The 15,091-nt window shown below is 71.8% G+C and carries 9 protein-coding genes, 1 other RNA gene and 4 pseudogenes; 9 read left to right on the top strand and 5 right to left on the bottom strand.

Annotation, left to right across the window (positions count from 1 at the left end; genetic code table 11):
• Window position 1: 1 nt before the first annotated feature.
• Window positions 2-616, bottom strand: a complete 615-nt coding sequence (gene atpH, locus KSF81_RS10125; protein WP_217378868.1) for an ATP synthase F1 subunit delta — start codon at window positions 614-616, stop codon at window positions 2-4.
• 196 nt (window positions 617-812) lie between these two features.
• Here atpH and KSF81_RS10120 point away from each other — a divergent pair, with 196 nt between their 5' ends.
• Window positions 813-1,241 carry a hypothetical protein gene (locus KSF81_RS10120; RefSeq protein WP_217378867.1) on the top strand — a complete coding sequence of 143 codons (429 nt, stop codon included), beginning with the start codon at window positions 813-815 and terminating at the stop codon, window positions 1,239-1,241.
• Window positions 1,180-2,019, top strand: coding sequence for an MFS transporter (locus KSF81_RS10115; protein ID WP_217378866.1), 840 nt, complete (start codon window positions 1,180-1,182; stop codon window positions 2,017-2,019). Before KSF81_RS10120 ends, KSF81_RS10115 begins: the two co-directional genes overlap by 62 nt.
• An 18-nt stretch (window positions 2,020-2,037) precedes the next feature.
• Here KSF81_RS10115 and KSF81_RS10110 read toward each other — a convergent pair whose 3' ends face one another.
• Together KSF81_RS10110 and KSF81_RS10105 are read right to left on the bottom strand one after the other, a co-directional pair.
• Entirely contained in the window at window positions 2,038-2,517 is a 480-nt protein-coding gene (locus KSF81_RS10110; RefSeq protein WP_217378865.1) for a DUF29 family protein, read from the bottom strand.
• A 29-nt stretch (window positions 2,518-2,546) separates the two neighbouring features.
• Window positions 2,547-4,788: pseudogene (locus tag KSF81_RS10105) on the bottom strand (primosomal protein N').
• 66 nt (window positions 4,789-4,854) lie between these two features.
• On the opposite strand from KSF81_RS10105, the pseudogene fsa reads away from it, so the two are divergent.
• The 6 genes and pseudogenes from fsa (at window position 4,855) to KSF81_RS10075 (ending at window position 13,327) form a co-directional block, all read left to right on the top strand.
• Window positions 4,855-5,513, top strand: a pseudogene (fsa, locus tag KSF81_RS10100) (fructose-6-phosphate aldolase).
• On the top strand, window positions 5,510-6,187 hold the full coding sequence (locus KSF81_RS10095; protein WP_217378864.1) for a DUF484 family protein: 678 nt from the start codon (window positions 5,510-5,512) through the stop codon (window positions 6,185-6,187). The pseudogene fsa and the gene KSF81_RS10095 overlap by 4 nt, the downstream one beginning before the upstream one ends.
• 58 nt (window positions 6,188-6,245) lie before the next feature.
• Window positions 6,246-7,178 carry a tyrosine recombinase XerC gene (locus tag KSF81_RS10090; RefSeq protein WP_217378863.1) on the top strand — a complete coding sequence of 311 codons (933 nt, stop codon included), beginning with the start codon at window positions 6,246-6,248 and terminating at the stop codon, window positions 7,176-7,178.
• Between the two features lie 102 nt (window positions 7,179-7,280).
• Complete coding sequence (locus tag KSF81_RS10085) at window positions 7,281-7,727, top strand: hypothetical protein (RefSeq protein WP_217378862.1); 447 nt, start codon at window positions 7,281-7,283, stop codon at window positions 7,725-7,727.
• 486 nt (window positions 7,728-8,213) lie between these two features.
• Window positions 8,214-11,008: pseudogene (polA, locus tag KSF81_RS10080) on the top strand (DNA polymerase I).
• Between the two features lie 84 nt (window positions 11,009-11,092).
• Window positions 11,093-13,327 carry a hybrid sensor histidine kinase/response regulator gene (locus KSF81_RS10075; protein WP_217378861.1) on the top strand — a complete coding sequence of 745 codons (2,235 nt, stop codon included), beginning with the start codon at window positions 11,093-11,095 and terminating at the stop codon, window positions 13,325-13,327.
• Window positions 13,328-13,370: 43 nt separating this feature from the next.
• On the opposite strand, the gene KSF81_RS10070 is transcribed toward KSF81_RS10075, so the two are convergent.
• Both KSF81_RS10070 and nudC read right to left on the bottom strand, forming a co-directional pair.
• Window positions 13,371-13,673, bottom strand: coding sequence for a phosphoribosylamine--glycine ligase (locus KSF81_RS10070; RefSeq protein ID WP_217378860.1), 303 nt, complete (start codon window positions 13,671-13,673; stop codon window positions 13,371-13,373).
• A pseudogene (nudC, locus tag KSF81_RS10065) lies at window positions 13,670-14,597 on the bottom strand (NAD(+) diphosphatase). The gene KSF81_RS10070 and the pseudogene nudC overlap by 4 nt, the downstream one beginning before the upstream one ends.
• A gap of 315 nt (window positions 14,598-14,912) precedes the next feature.
• Here nudC and ffs point away from each other — a divergent pair.
• An RNA gene (ffs, locus tag KSF81_RS10060) (signal recognition particle sRNA small type) lies at window positions 14,913-15,004 on the top strand.
• Window positions 15,005-15,091 lie beyond the last annotated feature (87 nt).

Here is a 15,091-nt window from a genome sequence, read left to right as displayed (position 1 = left end):
GTCAGGCGGCCCCCTTCATCACATACTGCAGGCGCTGCAGCTTGGACTTGATCGAATTGTCATAGAGCCGGGAGCCGATCCGCACGATCAGCCCGCCGAGGATCGAAGGATCCACCTGCTCCGAAAGCTTGACGCCGGAATAGCCGGCTTCCGTCAGCCGCGCCGCGAGCTGCGTGCGCTGCGTGCCGGACAAGGGATGCGCGCTGATCACCGTGGCGGCCTGCTGGCCGCGGCGCACCGCGAGCTGGTCGCCGAAGGCCTGCGCCACCTGCGGCAATTGCGCGAGCCGCCGGTTGGCGATCAGCACGCCGACCAGGTTGCGGACCTCGCCGCCGATGCCTGCGCGGTCGAGCACCGCGAAGGCCCCCTTGCGCTGAGCGACGGCATCGAGCCGCGGGTCGGCGACGAAGGCGCGGAAGGGCGCATCGTCGCGCCACAGCGCGAAAAGCCGGTCCAGATCGGCGGCGATACGGTCCGTGCTGCCCGGATCCTGATTTGGTCCCCCTTGGCGCTTGTCATCGGCAAGGGCCAGCAGGGCCAGCGCATAGCGCTTGGCGATGCCGCTGGAGCTGGGCACATGGGGCGAGGCGGAGGCGACGGTCTCGGCGGAGGCCACGGGCAGTCCCGGTCCTGTTCCTGTTGGCGTGGTGAGCGCGGATCCATGCCGCGGACGCAGGCGTCCCCGGATGGCGGCGCGGCCTTACCATAGGGTTCACGCCCCCGCAACCGAGCCGGCCCCGAACAATTCGCCGGGCCGCGAAGGGATTCCGCCAAAGCCTGGGTTAGGTTGGCCGGGAAGCCCGGGGGGATGCATGCGGCGGTGCGAGGGGTTTTTCGGCTGGCAGGTGGTGGCGGCCGCCTTCGTGCTGGCGCTGTTCTCCTGGGGAATCAATTTCTATGGGCCTTCGGTTTTCCTGCATGCCCTGCATGCGCGGGAGGGCTGGTCGCTCAGCCTCATCTCCGCCGCCATCACCCTGCATTTCCTGGCCAGCGCCGCGCTGGTGGTCTGGCTGCCGGCGCTGCACCGGCGATTCGGCCTGGTTCCGGTGACCCGGGCGGGGATGCTGGCCTGCTCGGTGGGGGTGCTGGGCTGGGGCTTCGCCGCGGCGCCCTGGCACTTGGTGCCGGCGGCGCTGCTGACCGCCTGCGGCTGGGCGGTGACCAGCGGCGCCGCGATCAATGCCCTGGTCGCCCCCCTGGTTCGACCGCCGCCGCCCGGCGGCGCTGGCCATGGCCTATAACGGCGCCAGCGCCGGCGGGGTGGTGTTCCTGCCGGTCTGGGCCCTGCTGATCGGCGGCCTCGGCTTCGCGGGCGCGACCCTGGCGGTGGCGGCGGCGACCCTGCTGGTCACCTGGCCCATGGCCGGGCGCTGGTTCGGGCCGACACCCGGGTCCATGGGCCTGCATCCCGATGGGGCCGGGGCGCCGCCGCCGCCCCGCCCGGCCGCGCGGCCACCCCTGCCACTCCGGCGGCAAAGGGCCTTCCGCAGCCTGTCCATGGCCTTCGCCCTCGGCCTCACGGCGCAGATGGGGCTGCTGACCACGCTGTTCTCGATCATGGTGCCGGCACTCGGCCAGGAGGGGGCGGGGCTGGCGATGAGCCTCACCACCGCCTGCGCCATCATCGGTCGCACCGTGGTCGGCACCCTGCTGCCGGTGGGCATGGACCGGCGGCTGGTGGGGGTGCTGAACTTCCTGATGCAGGCGGTGGGGACGGCGATCCTGGCGCTGGCGGCGGGGGCTTCCGCCCCCCTGCTGCTGCTCGGTGCCGTGCTGTTCGGGCTCGGCATCGGCAACCTGCTGTCGCTGCCTCCGCTGATCGCGCAGAGCGAATGGCCGGCCGAGCAGGTGGCGGGGGTGGTGGCCATGGTCACGGCGGTGAACCAGGCTTTCTATGCCTTCGGCCCCGGGGTCTTCGGGACGCTGCTGGAGGTCTTCGGCCCCTCCGCGCCGCCTGTCGCGGCCGGCCTGCTGCAACTGGCGGCGGCGGCGGTGCTGGCGGCCGGACGGCGGGGGTAGCAGAATTGTAGTGGCCGCTCAGGCTGGTGGCAGGGCGGCGCGGATGCGGGCCAGGAGATCCTCGGCGCCGAAGCCACGGCTGGCGATCTCAGCCGGGGCCAGGGTGATCCTGTCCGGCAATGGGGCAGGCGGCGCGCGCATATCGAGGTCATGCAGGAGGGCCAGCGCCTCCGCGTAGAGGTCCTCCAGGTCGAGGTGCTGCGCCATCCCCGGCTCGAAGCGGTTGCGGGCCTGGCCGAGGAAGCTGGTGATCTCGTTCCGCCATTTCCGTCGCGCCGAATGCTCCGGCCAGGCCAGCACCTTCAGGGCATGCAGCATTGCATTCTGGAAATGGCTGCGCACCGTCTTCAGTTCGCTTCGGCCCACATCCTCGACCTCCTCGATCACATGCTCCCAGTCCACGTCATTCACCCGCTCGCCGGCCGCGATCCGGCGCAGGCGGCTGGCCTGGGCCTTGGACCAAGCGAGGATGTCGCGGTGGTAGAGGTCGTCGGGCATCGGCAATCGGCTCCGGGCGGGAGGATAACTCACAGGAACCCCACCGGGTCCACATCCACCTGCACCCGCACGCTGTTCGGCACCTCCACCCGCGCCAGCCACTCCCGCAGCATCGGCTGCACCGCGATGTCGCGGCGGGTCTTCAGCAGCAGGCGCCGCCGGTGCCGGCCGCGCAGCAGGGCCAAGGGCGCCGGGGCCGGGCCGAGCACCTGCACCCCCTCCCCGCCCGGCGCTGCCAGGCCGAGGTCGCGCGCGGTGCGGTCGGCCTCCCGCTCATCCTCGGAACTCACGATCAGCGCCGCCAGCCGGCCGAAGGGCGGCCAGCCGCCGGGCCGGCGCATCGCCGCCTCCTCCTGCATGAAGGCATCGAGGTCACCGGAGACCAGCGCCTGCATTACCGGATGGTCGGGGCTGAAGGTCTGCAGCAGCACCCGCCCCGGCGCCTCGGCGCGGCCGGCGCGGCCGGCCACCTGGTGCAGCAATTGCACCGTGCGCTCGGCGGCGCGGAGATCGCCGCCCGCCAGGCCAAGATCGGCATCGACCACGCCGACCAGCGTCAGGTGCGGGAAGTGCCAGCCCTTGGCGACGATCTGGGTGCCGATGATGAGGTCCACCTCGCGGTCCTGGATCGCCTGCGCCGCCGCCGCCGCCGCCGCCGGGCCCGGCATGGTGTCGGAGGCCATGACCAGCAGCCGCGCTTCCGGCCAGAGCGCCTTGGCTTCTTCCAGGATGCGCTCCACCCCGGGGCCGACCGGCGTCAGGCAATTGGGCGTGGCGCATTCCGGGCATTCGGCGGGGGGCGGCTCGGCATGGCCGCAATGGTGGCAGGTGAGGCGCCGCTGCGCCCGGTGCTCCACCAGCCAGGCCGTGCAGTTCGGGCAGCGCATCCGGTGGCCGCAATGGCGGCAGAGGGTCAGCGGCGCATAGCCCCGGCGGTTCAGGAACAGCATCGCCTGCTCGCCACGCGCCAGGGTCGCCGCCACCGCCTCGACCAGCGGCGGCGCCAGGAAGCGGCCGCGCTCGGGGGGGCGTGCGGCGGAGGTCCAGCGTCTCCACCGCCGGCAGGCTGGCGCCGCCATGGCGCTGCGGCAGATGCACCGCCTCGTAGCGCCCGGCCTCCACATTGGTCAGCGTCTCCAGGGAAGGCGTGGCGGAGACCAGGACGCAGGCCGCCCCGGCCAGCCGGGCGCGCACCACGGCCATGTCGCGGGCGTGGTAGACCACGCCTTCCTCCTGCTTGAAGGCGGTTTCGTGCTCCTCATCCACCACCACCAGGCCGAGATCGGGGAAGGGCAGGAACAGGGCGCTGCGGGCGCCGACCAGCACGCTGACCTCGCCGGCGGCGACCGCCCGCCAGGTGTCGCGCCGGGTGCGGGAGCCCACCTCGGAATGCCAAAGCGCGGGCGCCACGCCGAACCGCGCCCGGAACCGGTCCAGCCACTGGGCGGAGAGCGCAATCTCCGGCAGCAGCACCAGCGCCTGCCGGCCCTGGCGCAGGCATTCGGCGACCGCGTCCAGATAGACCTCGGTCTTGCCCGAGCCGGTGACGCCGGTCAGCAGGGTCACGCCGAAGCCGCGTGCCGCCACCTTCTCCTCCAGCGCCCGAGCGGCGCGGGCCTGTTCGGGGCCGAGCACGGGGCCGGGGTGGTCGGGGTCCGGTGGTGCGAAACGGCGGGCATGGGGCAGCAGGGCGGGGCGGATCAGGCCGTTATCCGCCATGCCACGCAATACGCCGAGGGAAACGCCGGCCGCCTCGGCCAGCGGGGCGCCGGCATGGACCTGGCCGGGCTGCATGGCGGCCAGCACGCGCCGGCGTTCGGGGGTAAGGCGCGGCTGGCTGTTGCCGCCGGGCCCGGCCAGGGTCCAGCCGGCCTGCTGGGCGGGGGGCTCCAGCGCCGCGGGGACGCTCATCGCCATGCGCAGCACGGCACCGGGCGGGCTCAGCGTGTAGCTCGCCACCCAATCGACGAAACGGCGCAGGCTTTCGGTCATGGGCGGCGCGGGCAGGGCCTGGAGTACCGGCCGCAGCCGGGCATCCGGCACCACCGGGCCATCCGCAACACCGTTGCCGAAATCCCACACTACGCCGGTTATCTCCTTCTGGTTGAGAGGAACCGCGACGAATTCACCTAAATTCAGATGCACATTCAGGGGAATGCGATAATCATAGGCTCCGGCGAGGGGGAGAGGCAAAAGAACCCGGACCCGTGGCACTGATGCAACGCGTGGCGTGTCTTTCATGACGCGGCGCTTTTCGGAACCCTGACCCATCGGCTATCCTGCACAAGAACAAACCTGCAACGAACCGCATCGATGCGGCCAGCAAGGTCCCCAGTCATGAAGTTCTTCGTGGACACCGCCGAGGTATCGGAAATCCGCTCCCTGGCCGAGGCCGGTCTTGTGGACGGCGTCACCACCAATCCCAGCCTGATCGCCAAGTCCGGCCGCAGGATGGCGGAGGTGATCGCCGAGATCTGCGCCATCACTCCCGGGCCGGTCTCGGCCGAGGTCACCGCCACGGATCATGAGGGCATGCTGGCCGAGGGCAAATTCCTCCGCGGCATCGCCAGCAATGTCGCGGTGAAGGTGCCCCCTGACCGAAGCCGGGCTACGGACCTGCCGGGCGCTCTCGGCGGAGGGCACCATGGTGAATGTCACCCTCTGCTTCTCCGCCGCCCAGGCGCTGCTGGCGGCCAAGGCCGGCGCCAGCTTCATCTCGCCCTTCGTCGGCAGGCTGGACGATATCGCCACCGATGGCATGGGATTGATTGCGGACATCCTGAAAATATACCGTAATTACCCGCATCTTAAGACAGAAGTCCTTGTCGCGTCCATCCGTCACCCCATGCATCTGGTGGAGGCCGCCAAGCTCGGCGCCGAGGTCGCCACCCTGCCGCCCGGCGTCATCCGCCAACTCCTGAAACACCCGCTGACCGACAGGGGGGCTAGACGCCTTCCTGGCCGATTGGCGCAAGACGGGCCAGAGCATCCTGTGAAGGCAATCCAGACCGGGCCGAGCCCCCTCGCCGAAGCCGTCGCCGCGCTGCCCGCCCCGGAGGCGGTGACCGCCTTCCTCCAGGCGCATCCCGATTTCCTGGCGGAGCGGCCGGATCTCTTTCGCCTGCTCGACCCGCCGCGGCGCATCCATGGCGAACGCTTGGCCGACCACATGGCGGCGATGCTCCATGCCGAGCGCCGGCGCGTCCGCTCCCTGGAAGCGGAGATGGATGCCGCCGTCACCGCCGGCCGCGCCGGGCATGGGCTCACCATCCGCGTCCGCCTGGCCGTGCTGGCGCTGATGCGCTGCCAGGACGTGGTGGAGACGGTGACGCAGGAACTGCCCGCCCTGCTCGGCATCGAGACCTGCACCCTGCTCGGCGAGGTGCCGGACCGGCGTGGCGTGGTGCGGCTGCCGCGCGGCATGGTCGCCCGGCTGCTCGGCCCCGGCAAGGACGCGCTGGTGCGCAACACCCTGACCGAGACCGAACTGCTGCACCAGGAGGCGGCAGCGCTGGTCACGCGCGATGCATTGGCGCGGGTGCCGGTCTGGACCGGCCACCCGACCCTGCTCGTCATCGGCGCCCGCGACCCCGGCGCGCTGCCGGCGCGGCAGGCCACCGCCACCCTCGCCTTCCTCGGCCGCGCCGTGGCGGCGGCCCTGGCACGCTAATGCAGACCCCGCCCTGCCCCCACCGGGCGGGGAAGGGCCGGGATGGGCGCGCCCCGGGATGACCGCGGCCGAGGCGCGCGCCCGCTATCTCGACTGGCTCGCCAAGGAGCGCCGCGCGGCCACCAATACGGTCGAGGCCTATGGCGCCGATCTCACGGATTTCCTCGGCTTCCTCGCCGGGCATCTCGGCGGGGAGCCGGACCTGGCGGCGCTGGGCGCGCTGCGGCCAGCGGATCTGCGCGGCTTCCTCGCCGCCCGCGCCGCCGCCGGCGCCGGGGTCGCCACCCGCGCCCGCCAGCTTGCCGCCATCCGCGGCTTCCTCCGTTGGCTGGCCCGCGCGCAGGGGCTGCCGCCGGTGGCGCTGGCCGGCATGCGCGGGCCGCGGTTGAAACCCCCGGTGCCGCGCGCCCTCACCCCCGCCCAGGCGCGGGAGGTGGCGGCGGAGGTCGGCAGCGTCCACGACCCGAACCACGCCGAATTGCCGGCATTGCAGGCGGCACGCGACGTGGCGCTCTTTACCCTGCTCTATGGCTGCGGGCTGCGCCTGGGCGAGGCCCTGGCGCTGGATGTGCGGGACGCCCCGCCCGAGGGCGAGGCGGCCGCGCTCCGCGTCACCGGCAAGGGCGGCAAGCAGCGCCTGGTGCCGGTGCTGCCGGCGGTGCGCGCCGCCATCGCCGCCTATCTGCGGCTGCGGCCCGGTGCCAGCCCGGCCGAGCCGCTGTTCCTGGGGGCCCGCGGGGCGCGGCTCGACCCGGCGGTGGCGCAGCGCTCCCTGCGGCACTACCGCCGCCTGGCCGGGCTGCCGGAACATGCGACGCCACATGCGCTGCGGCATTCCTTCGCCACGCATCTGCTGGGCGGCGGCGCCGACCTGCGCTCCATCCAGGAATTGCTCGGCCATGCCAGCCTCTCCACCACCCAGCGCTATACGGCGGTGGATGCCACCGCCCTGCTGGCCACCTGGCGGAAGGCGCATCCTCGGGCGGATTGACCGGAATCCGCCAGCCTGGCCGCCGGGCTTGCCGGAACGGCGGTCCGGTGATGTGATCCCCAGGCGCCGCCGGAGCGGCACCCACGAAGCAGGAGCCACCGCATGACCGCATCGCGTCGCGCCCTGTTCGGCTTCATCGCCGCCGTGCTTGCCGTGCTCACCTTCCACCAGGGTATGTGGGCCTTGCTTTATGCCGCCGGCATGCTGCCGCGCGCCCCTTTCCCGATGCTGCCCACCTCGCCCTTCGGGGTGCCGCTGATCCTCAGCCTGTGCTTCTGGGGTGGGCTCTATGGGCTGGTCTTCGGGCTGCTGCTGCCGCGGCCGCCGCGGCAAGTGCCCACCTGGCTGCTCGGGCTCGGGCTCGGGCTGGTGGCTGCGCTGGTCAGTTGGTTCATCGTGGCGCCACTGAAAGGGCAGCCGGTCGCGGCGGGCTTCGTGCCGCAGCGGATACTAATTTCCGTGCTCATCAACGGCGCCTGGGGCATCGGCGTGGGCCTCATCCTTCCGGCGCTGCTGCGCACAACGGACCGGGCGCGCCTGGCGGGGTAAGGGCCGCCGGGTGCCGGCCGGCTTGGCATCGAGGCAGAGGCCCGCCTCCGGCACCGGCCGGGGCGGGGATATGCCCGATCAAGGGGCCGTCTTTCTGCCGGCAGGCCAGCGCACCGCTCTGGCCCCGCCGGCCCGGCGCGATTATGTTGCGCCGCGATCCCCCGATATCCATGAGGAGCCCGATGCGCGACGGCAACCAGACCGGCTACGCGCCGAAGCCTATCGAAGGCGTCACCCCGGTGCAGCGCATCGAGGTGGAGAGCCACAGCATCCCCTGCGATGGCGAGATCGCGGTGCCCGGCCTCGGCCATCCGCGCATCTGGATGCGGATCGCGGCGGACCAGGGGGGAGATCACCTGCCCCTATTGCTCGATCACCTATGTGTTGAAAGCGGGCGCGGGTGGCACCGACGGACACTGACGCCGAGGTGGCAGCCCCCGGGGCAGCCACCGAGGCGGTCCCCGTCACCCCCCGGACCAGCGCCACCTGATCCTGGTGGATGGGTCCGGCTATATCTTCCGGGCCTTCCATGCCCTGCCGCCGATGAACAATCCGGCGGGGGTGCCGGTGAATGCCGTCTTCGGCTTCACCCAGATGATCGCGAAATTCCTGCTGGACCATCGCGGCAGCCATATCGCCGTGGTCTTCGATGCCTCCCGCATCACCTTCCGCAACGACATCTACCCCGATTACAAGGCGCATCGCCCGGACCCGCCGCCCGAGCTCGTCCCGCAATCGCGCTGATCCGGGAAGCCACGGATGCGCTCGGCGTCTGCAAGATCGAGCAGCCGGGCTTCGAGGCGGACGACATGATCGCCGCCTATGCGAAGAATTTCGTGGAGGCCGGCGGCCGCGTCACCATCGTCTCCTCCGACAAGGACCTGATGCAGCTGGTCCGGCCCGGGGTCGAGATGCTGGACCCGATCAAGCAGAAGCCGATCCGCGAGCCGGAGGTGGCCGAGAAATTCGGCGTGCCGCCCGGCCGGGTCGCGGATGTGCAGGCCCTGGCCGGCGACCCCACGGACAATGTGCCGGGAGTCCCCGGCATCGGCGTGAAGACCGCGGCGCAGCTCATCCTGGAACATGGCGACCTGGAGGGGCTGCTGGCCGCGGCGCCCGGGATCAAGCAGCCGAAGCGGCGGGAATCGCTGATCCAGCACGCCGAGCAGGCGCGCATCTCGAAGCGCCTGGTGACGCTCGACGATGCCGCGCCGCTGCCCGCGCCGGTGGAGGCGCTGCTGGCGCGGCCGCCGGAACGCGCCTCACTGGAGAAATTCCTCCGCGACCAGGGCTTCCGCAGCCTGCTCGCCCGCATGGGCCTGGGCGAGGCGGCCGGCGAGGCCACCACCCGCGCCCGCAACGGCGCCATCGCGGCCCAGGTGGCGGCCGCCCGGCCCTTGCAGGCCCAGCCGGGCGAGGCGCCCTTCGGCCCCTATGAGACCGTCACCACCCTGCCGGCCCTCGCCACCTGGATCGCCGAGGCCGAGGCCGCCGGCGTGGTCGGCCTCGATACCGAGACGGACAGCCTGGACGCGCTGCGTGCCAGGCTGGTCGGCGTCTGCCTCGCCACCGCGCCGGGCCGCGCCTGCTACATCCCGCTGCGGCATGTGGCGCCGGGGGCCGCCAGCCAGGCCGATATGCTGGCCGCGCCCCCGGAAGCCCCACCCCAGATCCCCTTCGATGACGCGATGGCGGCGCTCCGCCCGCTGCTGCAGGACGGCAGCGTGCTGAAGGTGCTGCAGAACGCGAAATACGACACGGAGGTGCTGGTCCGCCCGGAGAATGGCGGCATCGCCGTCCATCCCGTGGACGACACCATGCTGATCTCCTATGCCATGGAGGCCGGGCGGCACGGGCACGGCATGGACGAACTTTCGGTCCTGCATCTCGGCCACAGGCCGGTGGCCTTCGAGGAGGTCTGCGGCACTGGCCGCGCCCGCATCAGCTTCGACCGGGTGCCGCTCGACAAGGCCACCGCCTATGCCGCCGAGGATGCCGATGTGACGCTCCGGCTCTGGCACCTGCTGCGGCCGCGGCTGCGCGAGGACGGCGCGCTCGCGCTCTATGAACAGGTGGAGCGCCGCATGATCGCGGTGCTGCGCGACATGGAACTGGCCGGGATCAAGGTCGATGGCGGCGAGCTGGCGCGCATCGGCGAGGATTTCTCGCAGCGCATGGCGGTGCTGGAACGCGAGATCCAGGACCTCGCCGGCCGCCCCTTCAATGTCGGCTCGCCGAAGCAATTGGGCGAGATCCTGTTCGATGAGATGAAGCTGCCCGGCGGCAAGCGATCCCGCCTCACCAATGCCTGGGGCACCGATGCCGCGGTGCTGGAGGAACTCGCCGCGCAGGGCGTGGAACTGGCCCGCAAGGTGCTGGACTGGCGGCAGCTTGCGAAGCTGAAATCCACCTATGTCGATGCGCTGGCGGCGAAGATCGACCCGCGCGATGGCCGCGTGCACACCGATTTCGCCATGGCCAGCACCTCCACCGGAAGGCTCTCCTCCACCGAGCCCAACCTGCAGAACATCCCCATCCGCACGGAGGAAGGGGCCCGCATCCGCCGCGCCTTCGTGGCCGAGCCCGGCCATGTGCTGATGGCCGCCGACTACAGCCAGATCGAGCTGCGGCTGCTGGCGCATCTGGCCGATGTGCCGGCGCTGCGCGAAGCCTTCGAGCAGGGCCAGGACATCCACAGCCGCACCGCCGCCGATATCTTCCGCCTGCCGCCGGACCAGGTGGACAAGGAAGCCCGGCGCCGCGCCAAGACCATCAATTTCGGCATCATCTACGGCATGTCCGCCTTCGGCCTGGCGGCGCGGCTCGGCATCGGCCCGGGCGAGGCGCGCGGCATCATCGATGCCTATTTCGCGCAATACCCGGGCATCCGCGACGCCATGGAGCGGCTGAAGGAGGAGGCGCGGCTGCGCGGCTACGTCTCCACCTCCTTCGGCCGCAAGCTCTGGATCCCGGATATCGCCGCCCGCGACATGACCCGTCGCGCCGGGGCCGAGCGCGCCGCCATCAACGCCCCCTTCCAGGGCGGCGCGGCCGAGGTCATCAAGCGCGCCATGGTCCGCCTGCCGGCGGCGCTGCGGGAGGCCAGGCTCCGCGCCCGCATGCTGCTGCAGGTGCATGACGAGTTGGTGTTCGAGGTCCCGGAGGCCGAGGTCGAGGCCACCGCCGCCCTGGTGCGGCGGGTGATGGAGGGCGTCGCCACCTTGCGGGTTCCACTGGCGGTCGAGGTCGGTACCGGCCGAAGCTGGGCGGAGGCGCATTAAGCTCCCGTATCGGACCGCCTTCGATCAAGTTGCAATGTCCCTGCCCCGCACGACATAATACTGTCGCGAGACAGAGAGGCAGATATGGACGGCACCAGCGCCAGGCCGGCGCCTGGCAGGCGGCGGCCGCCAAGGTCGCTCCGCTTCATGCTGGCCGCGTCGTTGCTGGTGCCGGCGCTGTTCCTGGGTGTTGCCGCCTGGGTCAACCACCAGCGGCTCACGGCCAATGCCGATGCCTCGCTGGAACAGCTTTCGGCGGTGGCGCGGGAACACGCCCTCAAGGTGGTGGAGACCAATGCCCTGGTGCTCGACCGCATCGAGGACCGGGTGCGCGGCCTGGACTGGGCCAGCATCGAGGCGGAGGGCGAGGCGATCCAGCGCGACCTGGTGGCGCTCGACCAGCGGATCGAGCAGATCACCTCGCTGCATCTGGTGCGCCCGGACGGGCGGCTCGCGCTGATCAGCATCGCCTGGCCGACCCCGCCCATCAACCTCGCCGGCCGCGAGGATTTCCGCAGCCTGGCCGCGGGCGACGCCCGGGGCGGCGAGGTGCTGCGCTTCGGCCCGGCGATGCGCGGCCGGCTGAGCGGCGTCCTCGCCTTCACCATGGCCCGCGCCCGGAGCGGCCCGGATGGCCAGTTCGACGGCATGCTGCTCGGCTCGCTGCTGCCGGCCTATTTCCAGCAGCACTGGCACACCCTGGACCCGGAGGGCCGCTTCACCTTCCGCCTGACCCGGCTGGACGGGCTGGTGCTGGCACAGTACCCGGCCGCCGAGGACCCGCCGGCCACGCCGCCCGCCGCGGCGGAGGTGCCGCCGGCATTGCGGCGGATCGCCGCCGGCGCCCGGCAGGCCGGGCAGACCCTGGCGGACGAGCTGAGCACCTTCCGCCGCCTGGGCCAGCACCCGCTGGCGGTGAGCGTCTCCGTGCCGCTGGCCGCCATCCGGGCCGAATGGCTGCGGGACACCGCTGTGACCGCCTTCTTCTGCCTGCTCGCCGCCGCCGCGCTCGGCTTCGCCACCCTGCTGGCGATCCGCCGCTGGCAGTCCGAGCAGCTGGTGCTGCTGCGGCTGCGGGAGACCGCCGATGAGCTGCGCGCCGAGATTGCCCGGCGCGAGACGGCCGAGGCCGGGCTCCGCCAGTCGCAGCGGCTGGAGGCGCTGGGCCGGCTCACCGGTGGCGTGGCGCATGACTTCAATAACCTGCTCACCGCCATCCTCGGCACGGTGCATCTGCTGGACCGGCACCTGGGCGCCACCGCGGATGACCGGGTGCGGCGGCTGCTCGGCGCGGCGCGGGATGCGGTGAATCGCGGCGCCCGGCTGAACGGCAGCCTGCTGGCCTTCGCCCGCCGGCAGAAGCTGGACACCGCGAGCCTCGATGCCAATGAGCTGGTCCAGGGCTTCGCGCCGCTGATCCAGCGCGCGCTGGGAGAGGCGGTGACGCTAGACCTCGCCCTCGGCACCCCCCTGCCGCCCTGCCGCGCCGATGCCTCGCAGCTGGAGGCGGCGCTGCTCAACCTGGCGATCAATGCCCGCGACGCCATGCCGCGCGGCGGCACGGTGACGCTCAGCACCCGTCCGGCCCGGCTGGAGAAGGAGCAACTGGACGGCAATGCGGATGCGAAGCCGGGCGACTACCTGGCCATCATGCTGCGCGACGAGGGCACGGGGATGCCGGCGGAGGTGCGCGACCGCGCCTTCGAGCCCTTCTTCACCACCAAGCCGATCGGCAAGGGCACCGGGCTCGGGCTGTCGCAAGTCTTCGGCTTCATCCGGCAATTGGGCGGCCATATCCTGATCGACACCGCGCCGGGCCAGGGCACGGCGGTGACGCTGTTCCTGCCGGTCGATACCGCGGGCCCGGCGCGCCAGGAACGGCAGGACACCCCCTCGCCGGCTGCCGCGCCGGCACCGGAAGGCGTGGCCATGATGGCGCGCGCGACCGTGCTGATGGCCGAGGATGACGAACGGGTGCGCGAGGTCACGGCGGAGACGCTGCGCGACGCCGGCTTCCGGGTGGTCGCGGCCAGGGATGGGCAGGAGGCGCTGGCCCTGCTGCGCCGCGGCGAGCCATGCGACCTACTGTTCAGCGACATCGTCATGCCGGGCGGGATGACCGGGATCGAGCTGGCGCAGGAGGCACGGCGGCTGAACCCTGGCCTGCCGGTGCTGCTGGCCACCGGCTATGCCGGCACCGGACCGGAAACCACCAGCCACCGGTTCGAGGTGATCGCCAAGCCCTATGACCTGCCCACATTGGTAGAGCGCATCGCCAGGCTGGCGACCCTGGAGGCCGCCTCCGAGGGCGCGGCCTGAGATCTGGCCGGACTGTTCTGCGCTTCGGCCCGGCCCCTCGGTATCAGCGGCTGCGAAGCGGCTCCACGCCGCCGGGCAGCGTCAGACCGTGGCGGCGCAGGCAGTCGCGATAGGCGCGGATTTCCACCAGCCGCTGCTCCTGGTCCAGCCGCGTCGTGTTGAAGTCGTTGCTCGGGTTGCGCTGCCGGTCCAGGGCGCGCGCCGCCGGGCCGGTCCGGGCTTCCTCGCGGCAGGCGCGGTGCTCCGGGGTATCGTCCTCGGGGGCCACCGGCGCCGTGCGGAACAGGCTGCAGCCGGCCAGCAGCAGCAGGACCAGCGGCGCCGAGCGCCGCAGCCCAGCCCTCATTGCTGGGCCATCCAGTCCTCGATCAGCCGGCGGGCGATGGAATCGGCGCGCGGCAGGGCGAAGCCGTGCGCCTGGTGGTTCCGCATCTCGTCGATGCTGAACCAGCGGGCGTCGCGCAATTCCTCGGGGTCGATGGTGATCGCGTCCGAAAGGCCCTCGGCATGGAAGCCGAGCATGATGGAGGAGGGGAAGGGCCAGGGCTGCGAGGAATGGTAATGCACCGCCCCCACTTCCACCCCGGTCTCCTCCGCCACCTCGCGCCGCACCGCCTCCTCCAGGCTTTCGCCTGGTTCCACGAAGCCGGCCAGGGTCGAATACATCGTGACATTGGGGAAGCGGGTGGAATGGCCGAGCAGGCAGCGGTCGCCGCGCACCACCAGCATGATCACCGCCGGGTCGGTGCGCGGGAAGTGCTGGGCGCCGCAGGCGGGTGCAGGCAGTGACATTGCCGGCCGAGCGCGGCTCGCAGGCGCCGCCGCAGACACCGCAGAAACGGTGCTTGGTGCGCCAGTGCATCAGCCCGCGGGCATGCGCCAGCACCGAGGCCTCGCCCGGCGGCAGCAGCCCGGCCACGGCGCGGAGATCGGTGAAGCCGCCCATGCCCTCCGGCAGCAGCGGCAACGGGTCCTCGGCACCGGAACAATCCACCGCGAAGACCGGGCGGGATTCCCAGAGGCCAAGGAAGGCCCAGGGGCCACCGGCCATGCGCACCGCCTCCGCCGCGGCGCCGGTGAGCAGCACGGCTTCCGGCGCGCCCTCCTTCACCCCTTTCATCAGGTTGCGGGCGCGCCAGACCGGGACGAAGAGCGACTCCGGGTGGGCGAGCGCGGCGGCAATGAATTCAACGTCCTCGCGGCGGTTCGAAGCGCGGTCGAGGGGGCTGCCCGTATAGGCGTTGGGGCGGCTGGCGGGAAAGGAGAGCATGCGGCAGGGACGCTGCCACGCCAGCGCCGGGGCGGCAACCATCCGCGTGCCTGGAGTATCCGCTGGTGTCCTGCCCGCGAAGTTCGCTGGATCCACCAGCGAACGAAGCGGATCAGCAGGTCACTGAAAACCAGGTCACTGAAAACAAAGGCTGGTGGCCTGAGAGCGAAGGCCAGAGGACTTCGGAATCAGGACACCAGACCAGGGGCAACGACACATGGCAAGGCAGGGCAGCCCTGAACCCGCTTCGCCGCAGCCGTTACGCCCTGGGGCATTGTGCAGGGGCGCCCGAGGCATGATATGGTGCTCTCGGAAGGCCGGGGACGGACGGGCGCCTCGCCAAACCGGTCAGGTCCGGAAGGAAGCAGCCGCAACGAGTTTCCGCCCGGGTCGCTTCTCCGGTCTTCCACCCGCTCTTTTTTCGCCGGGGTCGCCCTGACCCCCTCCCGGCTGCTTCGGCGGCCCGCATGCCCCGAGACATCCCGCGCGAGCAT

Origin of the sequence: Siccirubricoccus sp. G192 (assembly GCF_019084075.1) — a bacterium.
In the GTDB taxonomy this organism is placed as follows: Bacteria; Pseudomonadota; Alphaproteobacteria; order Acetobacterales; family Acetobacteraceae; genus G192.
This window is presented reverse-complemented; position numbering and strand designations above follow the sequence as displayed.

Bases quoted from the DNA above. Each gene is read 5' to 3' on its own strand.
- KSF81_RS10120 (WP_217378867.1), top strand. From the start codon at position 813: ATGCGGCGGTGCGAGGGGTTTTTCGGCTGGCAGGTGGTGGCGGCCGCC.
- KSF81_RS10090 (WP_217378863.1), top strand. From the start codon at position 6,246: ATGACCGCGGCCGAGGCGCGCGCCCGCTATCTCGACTGGCTCGCCAAG.
- KSF81_RS10070 (WP_217378860.1), bottom strand. From the start codon at position 13,673: ATGAGGGCTGGGCTGCGGCGCTCGGCGCCGCTGGTCCTGCTGCTGCTG.
- KSF81_RS10075 (WP_217378861.1), top strand. From the start codon at position 11,093: ATGGACGGCACCAGCGCCAGGCCGGCGCCTGGCAGGCGGCGGCCGCCA.
- KSF81_RS10115 (WP_217378866.1), top strand. From the start codon at position 1,180: ATGCCCTGGTCGCCCCCCTGGTTCGACCGCCGCCGCCCGGCGGCGCTG.
- KSF81_RS10085 (WP_217378862.1), top strand. From the start codon at position 7,281: ATGACCGCATCGCGTCGCGCCCTGTTCGGCTTCATCGCCGCCGTGCTT.
- KSF81_RS10110 (WP_217378865.1), bottom strand. From the start codon at position 2,517: ATGCCCGACGACCTCTACCACCGCGACATCCTCGCTTGGTCCAAGGCC.